17 protein-coding genes are annotated in these 15813 nt (G+C 47.0%); 8 read left to right on the top strand and 9 right to left on the bottom strand.

The features are described from left to right. Positions 1 to 204 precede the first annotated feature (204 nt). The gene (locus NQ518_RS06710; RefSeq protein WP_227208630.1) at positions 205 to 1377 is read left to right on the top strand and encodes an IS4 family transposase; all 1173 of its coding nucleotides are present in this window, start codon (positions 205 to 207) and stop codon (positions 1375 to 1377) included. A gap of 424 nt (positions 1378 to 1801) precedes the next feature. Here the strand turns inward: NQ518_RS06710 and NQ518_RS06705 are convergent, their stop codons facing one another. Then, positions 1802 to 2974, bottom strand: coding sequence for an IS4 family transposase (locus NQ518_RS06705; protein ID WP_227208630.1), 1173 nt, complete (start codon positions 2972 to 2974; stop codon positions 1802 to 1804). Between the two features lie 372 nt (positions 2975 to 3346). Here NQ518_RS06705 and NQ518_RS06700 point away from each other — a divergent pair, with 372 nt between their 5' ends. Both NQ518_RS06700 and NQ518_RS06695 read left to right on the top strand, forming a co-directional pair. Next, the gene (locus NQ518_RS06700; RefSeq protein ID WP_227206592.1) at positions 3347 to 3784 is read left to right on the top strand and encodes a hypothetical protein; all 438 of its coding nucleotides are present in this window, start codon (positions 3347 to 3349) and stop codon (positions 3782 to 3784) included. Between the two features lie 290 nt (positions 3785 to 4074). Further along, positions 4075 to 5076: a hypothetical protein gene (locus tag NQ518_RS06695; protein WP_227206590.1), complete on the top strand. Its 1002-nt coding sequence runs from the start codon at positions 4075 to 4077 to the stop codon at positions 5074 to 5076. Between the two features lie 60 nt (positions 5077 to 5136). On the opposite strand, the gene NQ518_RS06690 is transcribed toward NQ518_RS06695, so the two are convergent. Continuing rightward, positions 5137 to 6066 carry a calcium/sodium antiporter gene (locus NQ518_RS06690; protein WP_227206588.1) on the bottom strand — a complete coding sequence of 310 codons (930 nt, stop codon included), beginning with the start codon at positions 6064 to 6066 and terminating at the stop codon, positions 5137 to 5139. Positions 6067 to 6325: 259 nt separating this feature from the next. Next, positions 6326 to 6760: a D-Ala-D-Ala carboxypeptidase family metallohydrolase gene (locus tag NQ518_RS06685; protein ID WP_227206585.1), complete on the bottom strand. Its 435-nt coding sequence runs from the start codon at positions 6758 to 6760 to the stop codon at positions 6326 to 6328. A 347-nt stretch (positions 6761 to 7107) separates the two neighbouring features. Here NQ518_RS06685 and NQ518_RS06680 point away from each other — a divergent pair, with 347 nt between their 5' ends. Beyond that, positions 7108 to 8385, top strand: coding sequence for an O-acetylhomoserine aminocarboxypropyltransferase/cysteine synthase family protein (locus NQ518_RS06680; protein ID WP_227206581.1), 1278 nt, complete (start codon positions 7108 to 7110; stop codon positions 8383 to 8385). 145 nt (positions 8386 to 8530) lie between these two features. Here the strand turns inward: NQ518_RS06680 and NQ518_RS06675 are convergent, their stop codons facing one another. The 6 genes from NQ518_RS06675 to nusB all read right to left on the bottom strand — a co-directional run bounded on the left by NQ518_RS06675 (position 8531) and on the right by nusB (position 12827). Beyond that, the gene (locus NQ518_RS06675; RefSeq protein WP_227206579.1) at positions 8531 to 9154 is read right to left on the bottom strand and encodes a DUF4840 domain-containing protein; all 624 of its coding nucleotides are present in this window, start codon (positions 9152 to 9154) and stop codon (positions 8531 to 8533) included. Between the two features lie 193 nt (positions 9155 to 9347). Then, positions 9348 to 9785: a DUF5606 family protein gene (locus NQ518_RS06670; RefSeq protein WP_227206577.1), complete on the bottom strand. Its 438-nt coding sequence runs from the start codon at positions 9783 to 9785 to the stop codon at positions 9348 to 9350. Positions 9786 to 9845: 60 nt separating this feature from the next. Beyond that, positions 9846 to 10442: a dephospho-CoA kinase gene (gene coaE / locus NQ518_RS06665; RefSeq protein WP_227206575.1), complete on the bottom strand. Its 597-nt coding sequence runs from the start codon at positions 10440 to 10442 to the stop codon at positions 9846 to 9848. 23 nt (positions 10443 to 10465) lie between these two features. Next, on the bottom strand, positions 10466 to 11449 hold the full coding sequence (locus NQ518_RS06660; RefSeq protein ID WP_227206573.1) for a CdaR family protein: 984 nt from the start codon (positions 11447 to 11449) through the stop codon (positions 10466 to 10468). Between the two features lie 12 nt (positions 11450 to 11461). Next, positions 11462 to 11779 (bottom strand): preprotein translocase subunit YajC, encoded by a 318-nt coding sequence (yajC, locus tag NQ518_RS06655; protein ID WP_227206570.1) that lies wholly within the window; start codon positions 11777 to 11779, stop codon positions 11462 to 11464. Between the two features lie 46 nt (positions 11780 to 11825). Continuing rightward, a complete protein-coding gene (nusB, locus tag NQ518_RS06650) occupies positions 11826 to 12827 on the bottom strand; it encodes a transcription antitermination factor NusB (RefSeq protein WP_227206568.1) in 1002 nt (333 codons plus the stop codon). Between the two features lie 307 nt (positions 12828 to 13134). Between nusB and NQ518_RS06645 the strand changes: the two genes are divergently transcribed. From NQ518_RS06645 to purN, 4 genes are all read left to right on the top strand, one after another. Beyond that, a complete protein-coding gene (locus NQ518_RS06645; RefSeq protein ID WP_227206566.1) occupies positions 13135 to 13788 on the top strand; it encodes a 50S ribosomal protein L25/general stress protein Ctc in 654 nt (217 codons plus the stop codon). A gap of 31 nt (positions 13789 to 13819) precedes the next feature. Further along, a complete protein-coding gene (gene pth, locus NQ518_RS06640) occupies positions 13820 to 14404 on the top strand; it encodes an aminoacyl-tRNA hydrolase (RefSeq protein WP_036872289.1) in 585 nt (194 codons plus the stop codon). Between the two features lie 84 nt (positions 14405 to 14488). Then, complete coding sequence (locus NQ518_RS06635) at positions 14489 to 14968, top strand: RNA-binding S4 domain-containing protein (RefSeq protein WP_004350981.1); 480 nt, start codon at positions 14489 to 14491, stop codon at positions 14966 to 14968. Between the two features lie 59 nt (positions 14969 to 15027). Next, positions 15028 to 15663 (top strand): phosphoribosylglycinamide formyltransferase, encoded by a 636-nt coding sequence (gene purN / locus NQ518_RS06630; RefSeq protein WP_227960346.1) that lies wholly within the window; start codon positions 15028 to 15030, stop codon positions 15661 to 15663. Positions 15664 to 15813 lie beyond the last annotated feature (150 nt).

The following is a 15813-nucleotide window of genomic DNA, read 5'->3' as shown; positions in this document are numbered from 1 at the left end:
TGTGCTTAATCGTTTTTGCAGTTTTTAGGTCTAGCTTCATTTATAAATGCAAATGTAACAATATTTTTATTCACTACTGTCCACGAAAATCTTTTAATAATCTCTTGAAACGCCTATAAATACAAGCTTGTAGGAGATAAAATAGACTCCCTACTTTTGAAAAGAGTATCTTTGCCACAAATTACAATTTGAAAGCAGATACTTATGAACAAAGGTCGATACGTATTTTCACAGCTGTGCGACTTTCTGCCGACAGACCATTTCAAATGGTTGATAAAAAAGTATGAAGGTAATAAATATGTGAAGAGTTTCACTTGTTGGAATCATCTGATGGTTCTTCTATTTGGTCAGTTGTCTAATCGTGAGGGATTACGAGACCTTATTGTAACCATCACTCCGTTCAAGTCAGCGTTCCACCATCTTGGTTTTGGAAAGAATGTCAGTAGAAGCAATTTGAGCAAGGCCAATGAAATACGCGAAGTCAAGATATTCCAAGAGTTTGCAGACAAGATGGTTTCCATAGCAAGAGAGAAACGAGGAGTCGTCAAGGACTTCTTCATATCGAACAATGTCTATGCGTTTGACTCCTCAACAATATCATTGTGCCTTTCTGTATACTGGTGGACTAAACTGCATCATGGGAAAGGAGGAGTGAAATTGCATGAACTGTATGACGTGAAGACAGACATTCCGACATTTTCTGTCATTACAGACGCTTCAGTTCACGATTCTCAAGTGATGGAGCTAATTCCCTATGAGAAAGAGAGTTTCTATATATTTGACAGAGCGTATATGGCAACTAGGAAACTTTATATAATAGAAGGAGCAGAAGCTTACTTTGTCGTGAGAGAGAAGCATAAAATGCCGTTTGAGGTCATAGAGGATAAAGAATACAACAACCCTTCATCTGGAATTATGGCTGACCAAATTATACGTTTCAAGGGATACAAGACTAAGAAGCAATATCCAAATAAACTTCGACGAGTGGTATTCTATGACTATGATGGTAATAGGACATTTGTATTTTACACGAACAATTTTGAAATTACAGCGGAACAGGTTGCTATGCTTTACAAATACAGATGGAGAGTAGAACTGTTCTTCAAATGGCTGAAGCAACATCTGCGCATCAAAGAGTTTTATGGAACCTCGGAGAATGCTGTAAAAATACAAATCTATGCAGCTATCATTGCATATTGTCTTGTCGTTATCGTACAAGAATGTATGGGGCTAAAGCTTCAAACCTATGATGTTCTAAGAATTTTAAGCACGGCATTGTTGACAAAAATGCCATTGTGTGACTTGCTCATTGAACAGAAAGAGGAAGAATTTACTGAAGGAAAAAACCTGCAGCTCTGCCTCAATTTTGATGGGTAACTATCAATTTGTTACTTTTTGAAATGTTAAAGGGTTTTCGTGGACAGTAGTGATTTTTATTATTAAAACAAAAAATAGGTAGTTATTTTTAATAAGCCTTTGCCTGATTTTCTGCTAATATTTTCGTTATTTGGTTGCTAACCCTTTTGTAGATGAGACCTTTTAGTTTAGCAAATAAGAATTGTTTGTTACTTAAACAATGTAGCATACGTCTTCAGCAGCTTACGCCAATGGTTTTTCACTTTCATTCACTATACCTTGGAAATAATAGTTCCAAATGATGGTGCTCGTTTATAGGTAAATCGTTATCTATCAAGCAGATGACTTCTTTTTATACAAGTGCTTGGTGGTGATAGACCGCTAAATGCGCATCACTACTGTCCACGAAAACCCTTTAACATTTCAAAAAGTAACAAATTGATAGTTACCCATCAAAATTGAGGCAGAGCTGCAGGTTTTTTCCTTCAGTAAATTCTTCCTCTTTCTGTTCAATGAGCAAGTCACACAATGGCATTTTTGTCAACAATGCCGTGCTTAAAATTCTTAGAACATCATAGGTTTGAAGCTTTAGCCCCATACATTCTTGTACGATAACGACAAGACAATATGCAATGATAGCTGCATAGATTTGTATTTTTACAGCATTCTCCGAGGTTCCATAAAACTCTTTGATGCGCAGATGTTGCTTCAGCCATTTGAAGAACAGTTCTACTCTCCATCTGTATTTGTAAAGCATAGCAACCTGTTCCGCTGTAATTTCAAAATTGTTCGTGTAAAATACAAATGTCCTATTACCATCATAGTCATAGAATACCACTCGTCGAAGTTTATTTGGATATTGCTTCTTAGTCTTGTATCCCTTGAAACGTATAATTTGGTCAGCCATAATTCCAGATGAAGGGTTGTTGTATTCTTTATCCTCTATGACCTCAAACGGCATTTTATGCTTCTCTCTCACGACAAAGTAAGCTTCTGCTCCTTCTATTATATAAAGTTTCCTAGTTGCCATATACGCTCTGTCAAATATATAGAAACTCTCTTTCTCATAGGGAATTAGCTCCATCACTTGAGAATCGTGAACTGAAGCGTCTGTAATGACAGAAAATGTCGGAATGTCTGTCTTCACGTCATACAGTTCATGCAATTTCACTCCTCCTTTCCCATGATGCAGTTTAGTCCACCAGTATACAGAAAGGCACAATGATATTGTTGAGGAGTCAAACGCATAGACATTGTTCGATATGAAGAAGTCCTTGACGACTCCTCGTTTCTCTCTTGCTATGGAAACCATCTTGTCTGCAAACTCTTGGAATATCTTGACTTCGCGTATTTCATTGGCCTTGCTCAAATTGCTTCTACTGACATTCTTTCCAAAACCAAGATGGTGGAACGCTGACTTGAACGGAGTGATGGTTACAATAAGGTCTCGTAATCCCTCACGATTAGACAACTGACCAAATAGAAGAACCATCAGATGATTCCAACAAGTGAAACTCTTCACATATTTATTACCTTCATACTTTTTTATCAACCATTTGAAATGGTCTGTCGGCAGAAAGTCGCACAGCTGTGAAAATACGTATCGACCTTTGTTCATAAGTATCTGCTTTCAAATTGTAATTTGTGGCAAAGATACTCTTTTCAAAAGTAGGGAGTCTATTTTATCTCCTACAAGCTTGTATTTATAGGCGTTTCAAGAGATTATTAAAAGATTTTCGTGGACAGTAGTGAATGCGCATGTACAAAGGGTTTGAACACAATTTAATAATTCTGCCTATTTAAACTCTGTAAATGGAACAAATATTGCGCAAATCGACAGTATCTTTGCAAATGAGGAAAGGCACATCCTTGATTTCTCCAGCGTAGGTGCGTGATGCATCTGTTCGGTTCACAGAGTAAATGGACGAAGGGAGGGTAGGGATGATTGCAATTAGGATAATCAAGTATATATAAACTGTAAAGTAAAAAAATGGAAATCACACAAAAACAGGCAAAAGATGCCATGAGAAACACGTTTGAAAGGTTGATGAGGTTGCCAGAAGGCAGTCAGGTGCGGTGGTTGGGCACCGTGTCCGACTTGGTTGAACTGGTCCACATGATGTGGTACGACGGTCTGACTATCGATGAACACGGACAGGTGCTCAACTTCAGCACCACCGTCAACCTTCTTTGCGAGCGGCTTCACCTGCCCTCGCCCCGCAAACCTAACACGGTGATGAATAATGTAAGGAAGCGCAAGAACCCTGATCTGCTGCTCCTCACCCGCTGCCGCCATCTGATGGAGCAAGGGGAAGAGCCGCTGGGGAGGTTTATCAAGGAAAAAGCCTCTCACCGACAGCCTCTCACCGACAGCCTCTCCCCCGGCCCCTCCCCAAAGGGGAGGGGAGTAGTTAGCTTTGGACTTTGAACTGTACTTACTTTGAACTTTGAGATTTGAACATTGAACTGTACTTACTTTGAAATTTGAACATTGAACTGTACTTACTTTGAAATTTGAACATTGAACTGTACTTACTTTGAAATTTGAACATTGAACTTTGAACTTTATGATTAGCTGAGCTATCAACTCGTTAACTTGTTAACTTGTCAACTCGTCAACTTGTAAACTAAAGAACTTATAAACTCATAAACTAAAAACCCTGTCTATCTACTCCCCTCCCCTTTGGGGAGGGGTTGGGGGAGAGGCTCTTAATTACCATGAAAGCATATCTTAAATTAGAATTGAATTTTTTCGAGGCACCCGTGTACATGGAGATGCGGGCCATCGAAGGGTGTACCGGCGAAGGATGCGTGTTGGCCCTAATGCGCTACCTGCGCACCTGTCCCAAGGGAACGGGGTACCTCGCCGCATTGAAAAACATCGCACACGACTGCCGTAAGTCAAAAACGTATTTGATGCACATCATTTCCGACTATAAAATCTTCGAAATCGTGGATCAAAAATTCTTTTATTGTCCCTACTTGGAGCATTCATTATTCGTTCAACATTCAACGAACAATCAATTTACCCCCTCGCAAGTGCTTGATAATCAAGGGTCGCCCTTATATACTAATAATACTGATAATACTGATAATACTGATGATACTAATAATCCGACGACGGAGAAAAAAAGAGCCGACGCCGCCGACGGAAATTTTAAAAATAAAAATCGGGAAAAGATTCCGGCACGTCAGACCTGTCAACCGGAATCGCAACCTGCACCGCAACAGGAAGTACAACCTGCACCGCTACAGGAAGAACAATTAGCAACTCAACCAATGCCTCAAAGTGCTTCCCAAACGCCCGTTAGCGAGCCGACAGGCAAAAGCATGTTGGTTGATGCTCAATCTCTTACAGATAAGCGCCCAAACCACATGACTTTGGCGGCTAATGAGCATGGAATTGCCGGCCATGCGTCTGCAGCCGATGTGGAAGCGGTGGAAAAGGGCATCCTCAATGCGTTGTTTGGCGATGCCGCTTTCATGCGCAGTCTGGAAGCGCTCACAGGACTGTGCGTCTATCGCAACGCCCACACCCGCTACTATTGTCTGCAATGGTTCCGCATGCTGCGCCATTCGCAGGGCAAGCCCATCAAGGACATCTCGGATGCCAAATGCCATCTGTTGGCTCTGCTGCGCAAAGGCAGAAAGACGCGCGAGAGCTTCCACCGCTGGCACAACGACCAGCTTGACCCCTCGCACAGTTCGATGATTACTTAGGGAAGAATTATCGCGCCCAAACGGTTTGCGAAACGTGATGAATCACGGCCCAACGATGTCTCAGGCTCCTGCTACCAGGTAACTCATGTAGCCCAGGAACACCACGGTGAGCAAGGCACCTTCCCAACGGGCAATGGTGTATTTGGTGCGCGAGAACAGCCAGAGCATCACCATCGAGATAATCAGCATCGACAAGTCGAGGTTGGTGATACCCTTGAGTTGCATCGGACTGATGAGGCCGGTGATGCCCAGAATCATCAAGATGTTGAACACGTTAGAACCCAACACGTTGCCAATGGCAATGCCGCTCTGTCCCTTGCGAGCCGACACCACGCTGGTGGCCAGCTCGGGCATCGAGGTTCCGCCGGCAATGATGGTCAGACCAATCACGGCATCGCTCACGCCCATCGACTTGGCAATCACCGTGGCCGAATCGACAAACAGGTTGCTGCCAAAGACCAGACAGCCCAAACCCAACAGCAGGAAAAAAATAGATTTTGGGAGAGAATAGTTCTTTTGCGCCTCTTCATTCTCGTCGGGCTCTTGCTTGGCTCCCTTGAGGGTGAAATACATGTACAGCAAGAACATAGCGAAGAGCACGCCTGCGTCGATGCGCGAGAGATGGCGGTCGAGGCACAGCATCAGCAACACCCACGAAGCCACAAAGGCAAAAGGAATGTCACGCTTCACCGTTGATTTCAGGATGGTCATCGGTGCCACCAAGGCGGCACAACCCACGATGAGTAGGGAATTGAAAATGTTAGATCCCAAGACGTTGCCCACCGCCATGTCTGGCGTGGACTTCAAGGCGGATAGCAGACTGACAAAAAACTCGGGCATGGAGGTTCCCATGGCCACAATCGTCAGTCCAATTACTATTTGCGACATGTGCATGCGTTCTGCAATGGCAACGGCACCGTCAGTCAGTCGGTCGGCACCCCATAACACGAGGGCGATACCGGCAATCATCCATAAAATGTTCAACCACATAATCTTTGTATTTGTTGCAAAGATAGTGCAAGCCGAAAACAAAGGAAACTTGTTTTCTTTGTCGAAGCGATGCCTATCTTATGCAAAGATAGTGCAAGCCGAAAGCAAAGGAAACTTGTTTACTTTGTTGAGGCGATGCCTATCTTATGCAAAAATAAAAGATTTTTATTACAAAATCACGATGAAAACAAGTTTTTTTGCAAAATACACCTTATTATATATGTGGTTGAACAAATCAGAAGAAGAATGGTGCCAGGCGTTAAACCTGGTACCGTCTTCGGGCCATTCTACGGTTCTCTCCGGGATGACGCTTGCAACTCACGTGGAGCCAGATGCGCCCGAAACGACTGTACTCAAAGAGCAGTTGGTCGAAGGGGCAGTGCAGTAGGATGAAGTCGAAGTACGCCTGACCAGTCTGCTCATTAGGCAGGCGGATGTCGGCCGCCTCACCGAAAAGATGTTGCGAGTTGCCCACACCGTGCAGTAGGTTGTTGAGCAGTTCGCACCGATAGCCGCTGTTGATGTAGATGGGGCCGAAGCGATGGCGCAAGGGCTCGAGGACCTCGCGGCACAGCACGCGCATGTTCTCCAAGGCCTGGGCATCGGGCATGTTGTTGATGTGATACTTTTCGGCCGTTGCCGAAGCTGTGAACTCTCGTAGCGAGAAATGCTCGCTAAGCATGTGTGTTTTCATGATAAAAATTATTTTTAGTGAATGAGAGTACAGCGCACGGTCGTTTCCTACCTTCGCTCATCTCTCCGAGGGTCAAAGGTAGAAAAAGCATTGCAGTGGGTCGAATCCAAGCGATAGGTTTCGAAGGAGCAAAATGGATGGGGATTGCTGATGGCGGCTTTCTCTAACGCATCCAACATAAGTTGTTAGTGGGAGGTGTGACGACTGGTTTTGTGGTTTGTTTTTGCTCCATGCCAAAAAAATATATTAATTTTGCACCAAAATTAGAGACAGCTGAATACAGGGGAAGTTTTTTTTCTTTGTTGAGGCACGTTCTATTTTTACAAATCAATCAACAAAGAGACGTTATGGAAAAGAAATTGAAAACGGCAACCCTCTGCATCCGTGGAGGATGGAAGCCACAAAACGGAGAACCCGTTCAACCCCCTATTTATCAGAGTACTACTTTTAAATACGATAACACCGAGGAGATGGCTCAGCTCTTCGATTTGAAGAAATCGGGCTACTTCTACACCCGTTTGGCCAACCCCACCAACGATGCTGTAGCACAGAAGATAGCTGCTCTCGAAGGAGGTGTGGGCGCCATGCTCACTTCGAGCGGACAGGCCGCCAACTTCTACGCCGTGTTTAATATCTGCGAGGCTGGGTCGCACATCGTGGCTTCCACCGAGATCTACGGCGGCACGTTCAACCTCTTTGGTGTGACGATGAAGAAACTGGGCATCGACTGCACCTTCATCGACCAGGAGGCATCGGAAGAGGAGATACAAAAGGCTTTTAGACCTAACACGCGCGCCATGTTCGGCGAAACTATCTCTAACCCAGGATGCCGCGTGCTGGATATCGAGAAGTTTGCACGCATCGCCCACCGCAATGGCGTACCGCTCATCGTGGATAACACCTTCGCCACACCCATCAACTGTAGGCCTTTCGAGTGGGAAGCTGACATCGTGACCCACTCTACCACCAAGTATATGGACGGACATGCGGCCGCCGTAGGAGGAGTGGTGGTGGACAGCGGCAACTTCGACTGGATGGCGCATGCTGACAAGTTCCCCGGACTGTGCCTGCCCGATGACTCGTACCACGGATTGACGTATGCGAAGGATTTCGGCAAGATGGGCTACCTCACCAAGTTGGTGGCACAACTCATGCGCGACCTTGGCTCCATCCCATCGCCGCAGAACGCCTTCTTGCTCAACTTAGGTCTGGAGACGCTGCACCTGCGCGTGTCCCGTCACTGCCAGAACGCTCAACGTATCGCCGAGTTCCTTGAGGCAGATGAGCGCGTGGCATGGGTTCACTATTGCGGACTGAAGAGCGACCAGCATTACGCCTTGGGACAGAAATACTTGCCGGGCGGGTCGTGTGGCGTGATAGCCTTCGGCCTGAAGGGTGACCGCGAGACGGCCGTGAAGTTCATGGACTCGCTGCGCCTCATCAACATCGCCACCCATGTGGCCGACAGTCGTACCTGCGTGCTGCATCCCGCCAGCCACACCCATCGCCAGCTGAGTGACGAGCAGTTGCGCGCCTCAGGCATCGACCCCACCCTCATTCGCCTCTCTGTGGGCATCGAGGACGTGGACGATTTGCTGGATGATATCAAACAAAGCCTGGGATAAAAAATAATCCTAGAAATCCTAGGGACACTAGGAAAACTAGGCCCCCTAGGTATTCTAGGAAATCTAGGTATTCTAGGAAATCTAGCGAAAGTCTATTCCCCAAAAAAAATATTCCCTGGGTGTCTTGCGGGCCCAGGGAATATTTTTACTTCTTTTTCTTTTCGGATAAAATCAAAGGAATGCCTTGTCGGAATACCTCCTTCTCCTGTCCTTGTTCGAGGATGACAGCCTGCACAATCTGCATAATCATATTTGCCTGTCCCTCCTTCTCATTGTAAACACCGATTGAACCGGGGATATTGTAATAGAATGCCACTTCATACTTCTTGCTCACCCCATGGTCATCCAATTGGTAGGTCAGTCGGGTAGGCTGTATGACAAAGGCTACGGGCGACACGCTATAAAACCCGATGTTGCACTTCAAATCTTGGTCGGGTGCAGTGAGCAGTAGTTTCCGCAAATCGGTGTTGGTCACATTCTCCGCCAAGGCTTTCGCTGGGAAGTTGTGAATGACCATCGTACTGTCTGTTGTCAGCGTCCACGAGATGTCCAGCGTGTCAGCTCTGTCAGATGCACTCTTTATCTCACGCTGCGGGTAAATCAGTTTGCCGGTATGCTTACCCTTCACCTTGGCAAATGCCAATTGTACCTCTTCTTTCGTGATTTTTACCTGGTTGTCTTCGTTGGAACCAAGACAAGAGGTTAGCGAGGTTGCACCCAGGGTAAGACATGCCGCTAACAGCCATGTCAACTTTACATTTTTCTTCATTTTCTTCATTTTTTTTGTTTTATTGTTTGAAAGAATTATCATTGTTTGTCAGCAAAGCAACCCATGTCTTGACCGTATGAATGATAAGTATGCGTTACTTCTGAAAAATAAACAACCGAACAACGTAAAACATTGCATGAACAAATGTTAAATAACGTAAATGGTGACCTATTTTTGTTCTCTTTGGTGTTTTCTATTCGGTAGTTTCCTCGTCGTTTTCTTTCTTTTCGGGTGAGAAAATGGTCTCAAAGTCGGTCATGTCGTTCTTCACAAGAATGTCGTACCATTGCAGCAATTTCTTGATGTCGCTGTCATGCACTCGGTCTTGATCGAATGACGGCAGCACCTTGGCGAAATATTCGCGCAGTTGCTTACTGTCGGCTTTCTTATAGTTGAACGACACCAACTTGTTTTGCTCCTGTTCGCCCACGCTCTTGAGCACCTGCCACAGTGGTACGTCGTCGGCGTCGGTGTACATGGCGATGTCGCCCAGATTGGTAACCCTGTCGGTGAAGAAGGCCGGCATGCGGCGATGCGTTTCGTCGAGCGATTCGACAATGAGGTTCATTTTTCCGCGTGATACCAATTTATAAAGTCCTGGCTTACCTGCGATTGAAAGAATTGTTTCCATTGTTATTCGTTAATTTTCGTTTGATAGATGATACATGTACCACCCCGCAACCCGTACACCTTATATTATAAGGATGTGGTTGCGGTGCAGCAGTTCTAAAATTTTCTCTATTTGTTGGGGTAAATTAGCTTTTCCATCGTTGACGATTTCCACGTCGCTCAGTCGGATCATCTCCTCTTGTGGCATCTGACTGTTGATCCACTCTGTGGCCTTTTCGTGGCTGATACCGTCGCGCCGCATGATGCGTTCCACACGAATCTCCCATGGTGCCGTGACGCATATCACCATGTCGGGCTTGATGCGGCGGTCGAAATGAGCGTCAAACAAGATGGCGCTCTCAACCCACTGCAGCGGCGACTGTAGAAAGTCGGTGGCCACGGCTGGGTGAACGATGTTGTTGACCGCTTGCTTGTTGGCCTCTGATGCTAACAGGAACTGGGCGAGCACCGACTTCTGGAGCTTCGTTCCCTCGTACACATCCGATCCTACCAGTTGGATGAGTTGTTGCTGCAGCTGACCATCTTCTCGCATGAGTCGTTTGGCTGCCTCATCACAGTCGTAGACGACGATGCCCTGCTGCCTGAGCAATTGACAGACATAACTCTTGCCCGACCCGATGCCACCCGTGAGGGCGACAATACTTTTGTTGTTGTTCATCGCACCGTTGGTTGCATGGGTGGTTATTGTTGTTCTACGAGATAGTCCACCTGGTTCATTTCCAACCGCGCTTGTCGTACCTCAGCGGGGACGGTTTTCAGGTGCAAGGCGCATTTGTCTGATGGGTTTGCCTGCAGCTCGTTGTAGTCGACCACCACCTCGAATTGTTTTTCATTGATCTTCCTGAAAGCCGTAACACCAATGTTGAACAGCACTTTTGCCTTGGTGGGGAAGGTGCGCAGGGTTTTGCCTTTCGGCATGTTGATGGCCTTGATGGGTACCTCGATGCTCTCTTCGGTGAGGATGTCGGGGAAGAGCCCAATCTTTACCTGCTCCGGGACCGTCTTCACGCCAATGATTTTCTGCAAGTTGACCTTTCGAATCAGCGTGTCCGTGAAATTGGTGATGTTCAGTTTCTCGGTCAGGATGTATGTTAGGCTGTCCAGCTTGCTTTGCTGCGCGTACACCGTCACCTTTTCAGGCCAGAAGCTCACGCGCGCCAGGTAGTAGTTTTTGGCGGGTGTCATGGTACCGTTCAAGCGTACTGGCAGGGTTTTCGACTGTCCGAAATTGAAGAAGAATCTCAGCTGGTCGGGCTTCAGTGCGGTGATTCTGGAAGACGTGGCCAGGCGTTGGTACAAGATGTTCTGCACGTCGGCCAGGGGTACACTTCCCTTACCTGCGCTTTCGTTGGCGTAGGTAGAGAAGTTAAGGTTGATGGGTCGTAACCGGCTGCCCGTAAAGTCGCTTATGAAGGCAAATCCTTTGTCGCGTACCGTCATGATGACGGTGTCGGGCATGTTGGTGGTGATGATGATGTTTTTGGGCACGTTGACCAAGCGTATGGGCACAGGAATCTCCTTTTCGTACATCTCATCGAGCGTCATGGAGAGCCAGAACGCCGCACTGAGAAATAGGAAAAACAAAAACACCAGGAATCGCTTGGATACCAAGTCGAGCAAGAAATTCCTGATGGGTGCGGTGATACGCTTGAGCTGCTTGAGCATGTGCGATTGCGGTTAAGCGTTGGTTGTGTTCTGCGAAGCCGCGTCGGCATAAAGGAAGTTGCGGTCTACCTGTACGGTGACGCCGCGTGCGATTTCAACGTCCACCTTGTTTGTGGTGAGGTCAATGCGCTTCACGGTGCCGTAGATGCCGCCGTTGATGATCACCTTTGAGCCTTCCTGCAAAGCGTTTTGGAAGTTGCGTATCTCCTTTTGTTTCTTTTGTTGTGGACGAATCATGAACAGCCACATGATAGCCAACATGGCCACCATGAAGATAAGCATGCCTGTTCCGCCGCCTGCTGCTTGTGCAGCTAATAATAGTGTTGTCATATTTGATTGATTGATTAATTAATTCGTATTTGTATTTCTATTTTGTCTATTCTTGTTCTTCTGCCGGTTGCTCGGTATCAGGAGTTTTCTCTTTCTTGGCAGATCGGCGCTGCTTAGGTTCAGGCATAGGTTTGAGCATTTTGCCTGTTGAGATAAGGTGGCGTGCAATGGAGTCGAGCATGCCGTTGATATATCCGCCGCTCTTTGTGGTACTGTAACGCTTGGCCTGGTTGACGTATTCGTAAATCGTCACCGAGACGGGGATGTTCGGGAACGTGAGCATCTCGGCGATGGCAATCTGCATGATGACCACGTCCATGTAGGCCAACCGTGAGAAATCCCAGTTGCGGCTGGTCTCGCTCATGTACAGCTGGTAGGTGTCGGCATTGAGGATGGTGGCGCGGAAGAGTTTGGTGGCGAAGTTGCGGTCTTCCTCGTCCTTGTATTCGGGCAAGATTTCTTGATCGGCCTTGTTGGCCTGGTCGAACCGCCTGATGGTTTTCAGCACGAAGGTGTCTACCACCTCTTTGTCATCATTCCAGTAGAGACTCTTCTCCTCGAGCAGGGCATCCAATTCGGGATTATCCTGAATGAGCTGTTTGTACAGCTTGCGCCATACTTCGCGGTCGGCCTCATAACTGTCGTCCGTGTCGGCCATGTATGCTTGGTAGGTTTCCGACTGTTCAATCTGGTTGCATATCTTTCTAATGAACTCAACGTCATCATCCCAGGTCAGTTTCTGTTCTTCGATGAAGTCGTTGAGCATCTTGTTCTCTTCCAGTTGAACGGCAAACTTGTTGAAGGCGAATTTTTGTGGAGGCATCTCCGTTCCTTCTCTTTCGGCTTTCTGCGTGTTAATCTCCACTCTGTGTCGCTCTTCACGCGAGATGGCCACGATGAGTTGGAGCAGATAGATGTACAAATGGTATGCTTTGGAGAGGCAGAAAAGCAATTCTTTCTCTGCGTTATCCATGTTGTTATTGCCATTCTGGTAGTAGGCGTAGGTTAACTGGACTATCTTGGTCCTGATTATTTCGCGATTGATCATCCTTGTGTTCTTTCTAAATTTATTATGCAAATGTAGCCTTTTTTTACATGACATGCAAGCAATCTTTCTGGATAATAGCAATTTTTTACAGAAACTTTGCATATCTCAGATAATTCAAGTAACTTTGCAACGCTTTTTTGAGCGCATCAGTGACGCCGACGCATGTTGTAAAAGTAGGGGAGAGAGGAGTCATGTTCCGCCTGTCGCTCTTACTGACAGCATCGGCCAAGCAGGAGAGTCCTGCGTCTCTGTGTGATGGCGAATTAAGGCAATGAATGTTCAACAACTTAATTTAGAGTAACACATTATGAAAGAGATTAATGTATCAGGTAAGAAGCGTCAAGACCTTGGAAAGAAAGCTTCTAAACAATTGAGAAAAGAGGGTTATGTACCCTGTAACATTTACGGTGCAGCACAGGCTGACGGCAAACCCGAAGCATTGGCTTTCGCGGCTCCCATGTCAGAGTTGCGCAAGGTGGTGTACACACCGCATATCTATGTAATCAACCTCAATATTGATGGCGAAAGTCATACCGCCATCTTGAAAGAACTGCAGTTCCATCCTGTGACGGACGCACTGCTCCACGTTGACTTCTACGCTGTGAACGACCAGAAGCCTATCACCATCGGTATTCCGGTGAAGTTGGTTGGATTGGCACAGGGTGTACGCGATGGTGGACGCATGAACCTGTCTATCCGCAAGGTGAACGTTACCGCTCCTTACCAGCGTATTCCAGAACATCTGGACATCGACGTTACCAACTTGAAAATCGGCAAGAGCATCAAGGTGGGTCAGCTGAATTTTGAAGGACTGGAAATGGCTACATCGAAGGATGTCGTGGTATGCTCTATCAAGATGACACGTGCCGCTACCATGTCTACCGACACTGAAACAGCTGAAGAGGGCGAGGCAGCCGCTGAAGGCGAAGGCGAAGGCGAAGCTGCACCAGCAGAGGCTTAGTCAGCCCGTGATATTGACGATTATTTAATCAATGGACAAATACTTGATTTGTGGACTGGGAAACCCGGGTGCTGAATACGCGGGAACCCGCCACAACACTGGATTTATGGTATTGGACGCTTTTGCCAAGGCGTCCAATATCGTTTTTGAGGATAAGCGTTATGGCTTCGTGGCCGAAACCAGTCTGAAGGGTCGTAAAATCATCTTGCTCAAGCCCACCACGTTTATGAACCTCAGCGGTAACGCCGTGCGTTATTGGCTCAACAAGGAAAACATTGATCAGCGGCGATTGCTCGTGGTTTCTGATGATGTGGCCTTGCCCTTAGGCGAGTTCCGCCTCAAAGGTAGTGGCAGCAATGGCGGCCACAACGGATTGGGACACATTCAGCAGCTCATCGGCCAGAACTATCCCCGTTTGCGCATGGGCATAGGCAACGAGTATCCACGTGGCGGACAGGTAGACTGGGTGCTTGGTCACTATGATGAGGCTGACATGCAGGTTCTTCAGCCTGCCATCGACACGGCGGTGGAAATCATCAAGAGCTTTGTCCTGGCTGGCATCGACATCACCATGAACCAGTTTAACCAACAGGGGAAAAAGAAAGGGGGCAAGTAGCCAATTAGGCCAATTAGCCCAATAGGGCCAATAAGCCTAATAAGCCTAATAAGCCCAATTAGCCTAATAAGGCCAATAATTACTATGACAGAAACCACCTCCACCACTACCAACCTTCGTGTCAAGGACACCGGATCGGCGCGCATTGACAAGTGGCTCTGGGCGGCTCGCATCTTCAAGACCCGCACACTGGCTGCTGATGCTTGCAAGAACAATCGTGTGAGCGTCAATGGGGTGAACGTGAAGCCAAGTCATGTCATCAAGCCCGGCGAAACGATTGATGTCAAGAAACCGCCCATCACCTATTCGTTCAAGGTGATTAAGACCATCGAACAGCGGGTGGGGGCTAAGTTCATTCCACAGATATACGAGAATGTCACCGATGCCAAGCAGTACGAACTGTTGGAGATGAGCCGCATCAGTGGATTTGTAGACCGTGCCCGTGGAACCGGTCGCCCCACGAAGAAAGACCGTCGCAGCATGGATGCCTTCGTCCGTCCGGCTCTCTTTGGATGGGATGAAGAGGATGAGTGGGATGAAGAAGATGATGACAACCAACAATAAGGCTAATAGGCCTAATAAGGCCAATAAGCCCAATTGGCCTAATAATCCCAATAATCACTATGACCAAACCAACCACCACCACAGCATCCAAACGGCAACCCTGTAACGTTGCCATCTTTGTTTCCGGCAGCGGAACCAATTGCGAGAACATCATTCGCTATTTTCAAGATTCACCGCTGGTGCATGTCGCACTGGTGTTGAGCAACAAGTCAGATGCCTACGCCTTGGTGCGAGCCGAAAGACTGAACGTTCCTACCGTTGTCGTACCCAAGGCCGAGTTCGGCAAGGCCGATGAGGTGTTGAAGCTACTCGATGAACATCACATCGATTTCATCGTGTTGGCTGGGTTCTTGCTGATGATTCCCGACTATCTCATCCAGACTTACCACCGGCGCATGATTAACCTGCATCCTGCTTTGCTGCCTAAGTTTGGCGGCAAGGGTATGTACGGACACCATGTGCACGAAGCGGTGAAGGCCGCGGGCGAAACCGAGACAGGTTTCACCGTTCATTGGGTTAGTTCGGTATGCGATGGTGGAGAAATCATTGCTCAGTTCCGCACCCCACTTCTCCCATCCGACACTGTCGACGACATTGCAGAAAAAGAGCACCAGCTGGAGATGAAGCATTTCCCGCAAGTGATTGAGCAGGTTGTTGGGGAATTCTTGGGAGAGAATAGAATTAGTGGGAGTTAACAGGAGTAACTTGTAGTTAGGGGGAGTTAACAGGAATAACTTGGAGTTATGGGGAGTTAACAGGATTAACTTGAAGTTAGGGGGAGTTAACAGGATTAACTTGAAGTTAGGGGGAGTTAACGGACAATAGCTTTGCAAATGAATCACTTC

It is taken from the genome of Hoylesella buccalis ATCC 35310 (assembly GCF_025151385.1).
GTDB lineage: Bacteria > Bacteroidota > Bacteroidia > Bacteroidales > Bacteroidaceae > Prevotella > Prevotella buccalis.
Note: the sequence above shows the minus strand (reverse complement) of the source record. Positions and strands in the feature narration are given on the sequence as shown.

Coding starts and splice junctions, on each gene's coding strand:
- pth (WP_036872289.1), top strand. CDS start 13,820: ATGGACAAATACTTGATTTGTGGACTGGGAAACCCGGGTGCTGAATAC.
- NQ518_RS06700 (WP_227206592.1), top strand. CDS start 3,347: ATGGAAATCACACAAAAACAGGCAAAAGATGCCATGAGAAACACGTTT.
- NQ518_RS06685 (WP_227206585.1), bottom strand. CDS start 6,760: ATGAAAACACACATGCTTAGCGAGCATTTCTCGCTACGAGAGTTCACA.
- yajC (WP_227206570.1), bottom strand. CDS start 11,779: ATGACAACACTATTATTAGCTGCACAAGCAGCAGGCGGCGGAACAGGC.
- NQ518_RS06680 (WP_227206581.1), top strand. CDS start 7,108: ATGGAAAAGAAATTGAAAACGGCAACCCTCTGCATCCGTGGAGGATGG.
- NQ518_RS06675 (WP_227206579.1), bottom strand. CDS start 9,154: ATGAAGAAAAATGTAAAGTTGACATGGCTGTTAGCGGCATGTCTTACC.
- NQ518_RS06635 (WP_004350981.1), top strand. CDS start 14,489: ATGACAGAAACCACCTCCACCACTACCAACCTTCGTGTCAAGGACACC.
- coaE (WP_227206575.1), bottom strand. CDS start 10,442: ATGAACAACAACAAAAGTATTGTCGCCCTCACGGGTGGCATCGGGTCG.
- NQ518_RS06660 (WP_227206573.1), bottom strand. CDS start 11,449: ATGCTCAAGCAGCTCAAGCGTATCACCGCACCCATCAGGAATTTCTTG.
- NQ518_RS06690 (WP_227206588.1), bottom strand. CDS start 6,066: ATGTGGTTGAACATTTTATGGATGATTGCCGGTATCGCCCTCGTGTTA.
- NQ518_RS06645 (WP_227206566.1), top strand. CDS start 13,135: ATGAAAGAGATTAATGTATCAGGTAAGAAGCGTCAAGACCTTGGAAAG.
- NQ518_RS06705 (WP_227208630.1), bottom strand. CDS start 2,974: ATGAACAAAGGTCGATACGTATTTTCACAGCTGTGCGACTTTCTGCCG.
- NQ518_RS06670 (WP_227206577.1), bottom strand. CDS start 9,785: ATGGAAACAATTCTTTCAATCGCAGGTAAGCCAGGACTTTATAAATTG.
- purN (WP_227960346.1), top strand. CDS start 15,028: ATGACCAAACCAACCACCACCACAGCATCCAAACGGCAACCCTGTAAC.
- NQ518_RS06695 (WP_227206590.1), top strand. CDS start 4,075: ATGAAAGCATATCTTAAATTAGAATTGAATTTTTTCGAGGCACCCGTG.
- nusB (WP_227206568.1), bottom strand. CDS start 12,827: ATGATCAATCGCGAAATAATCAGGACCAAGATAGTCCAGTTAACCTAC.
- NQ518_RS06710 (WP_227208630.1), top strand. CDS start 205: ATGAACAAAGGTCGATACGTATTTTCACAGCTGTGCGACTTTCTGCCG.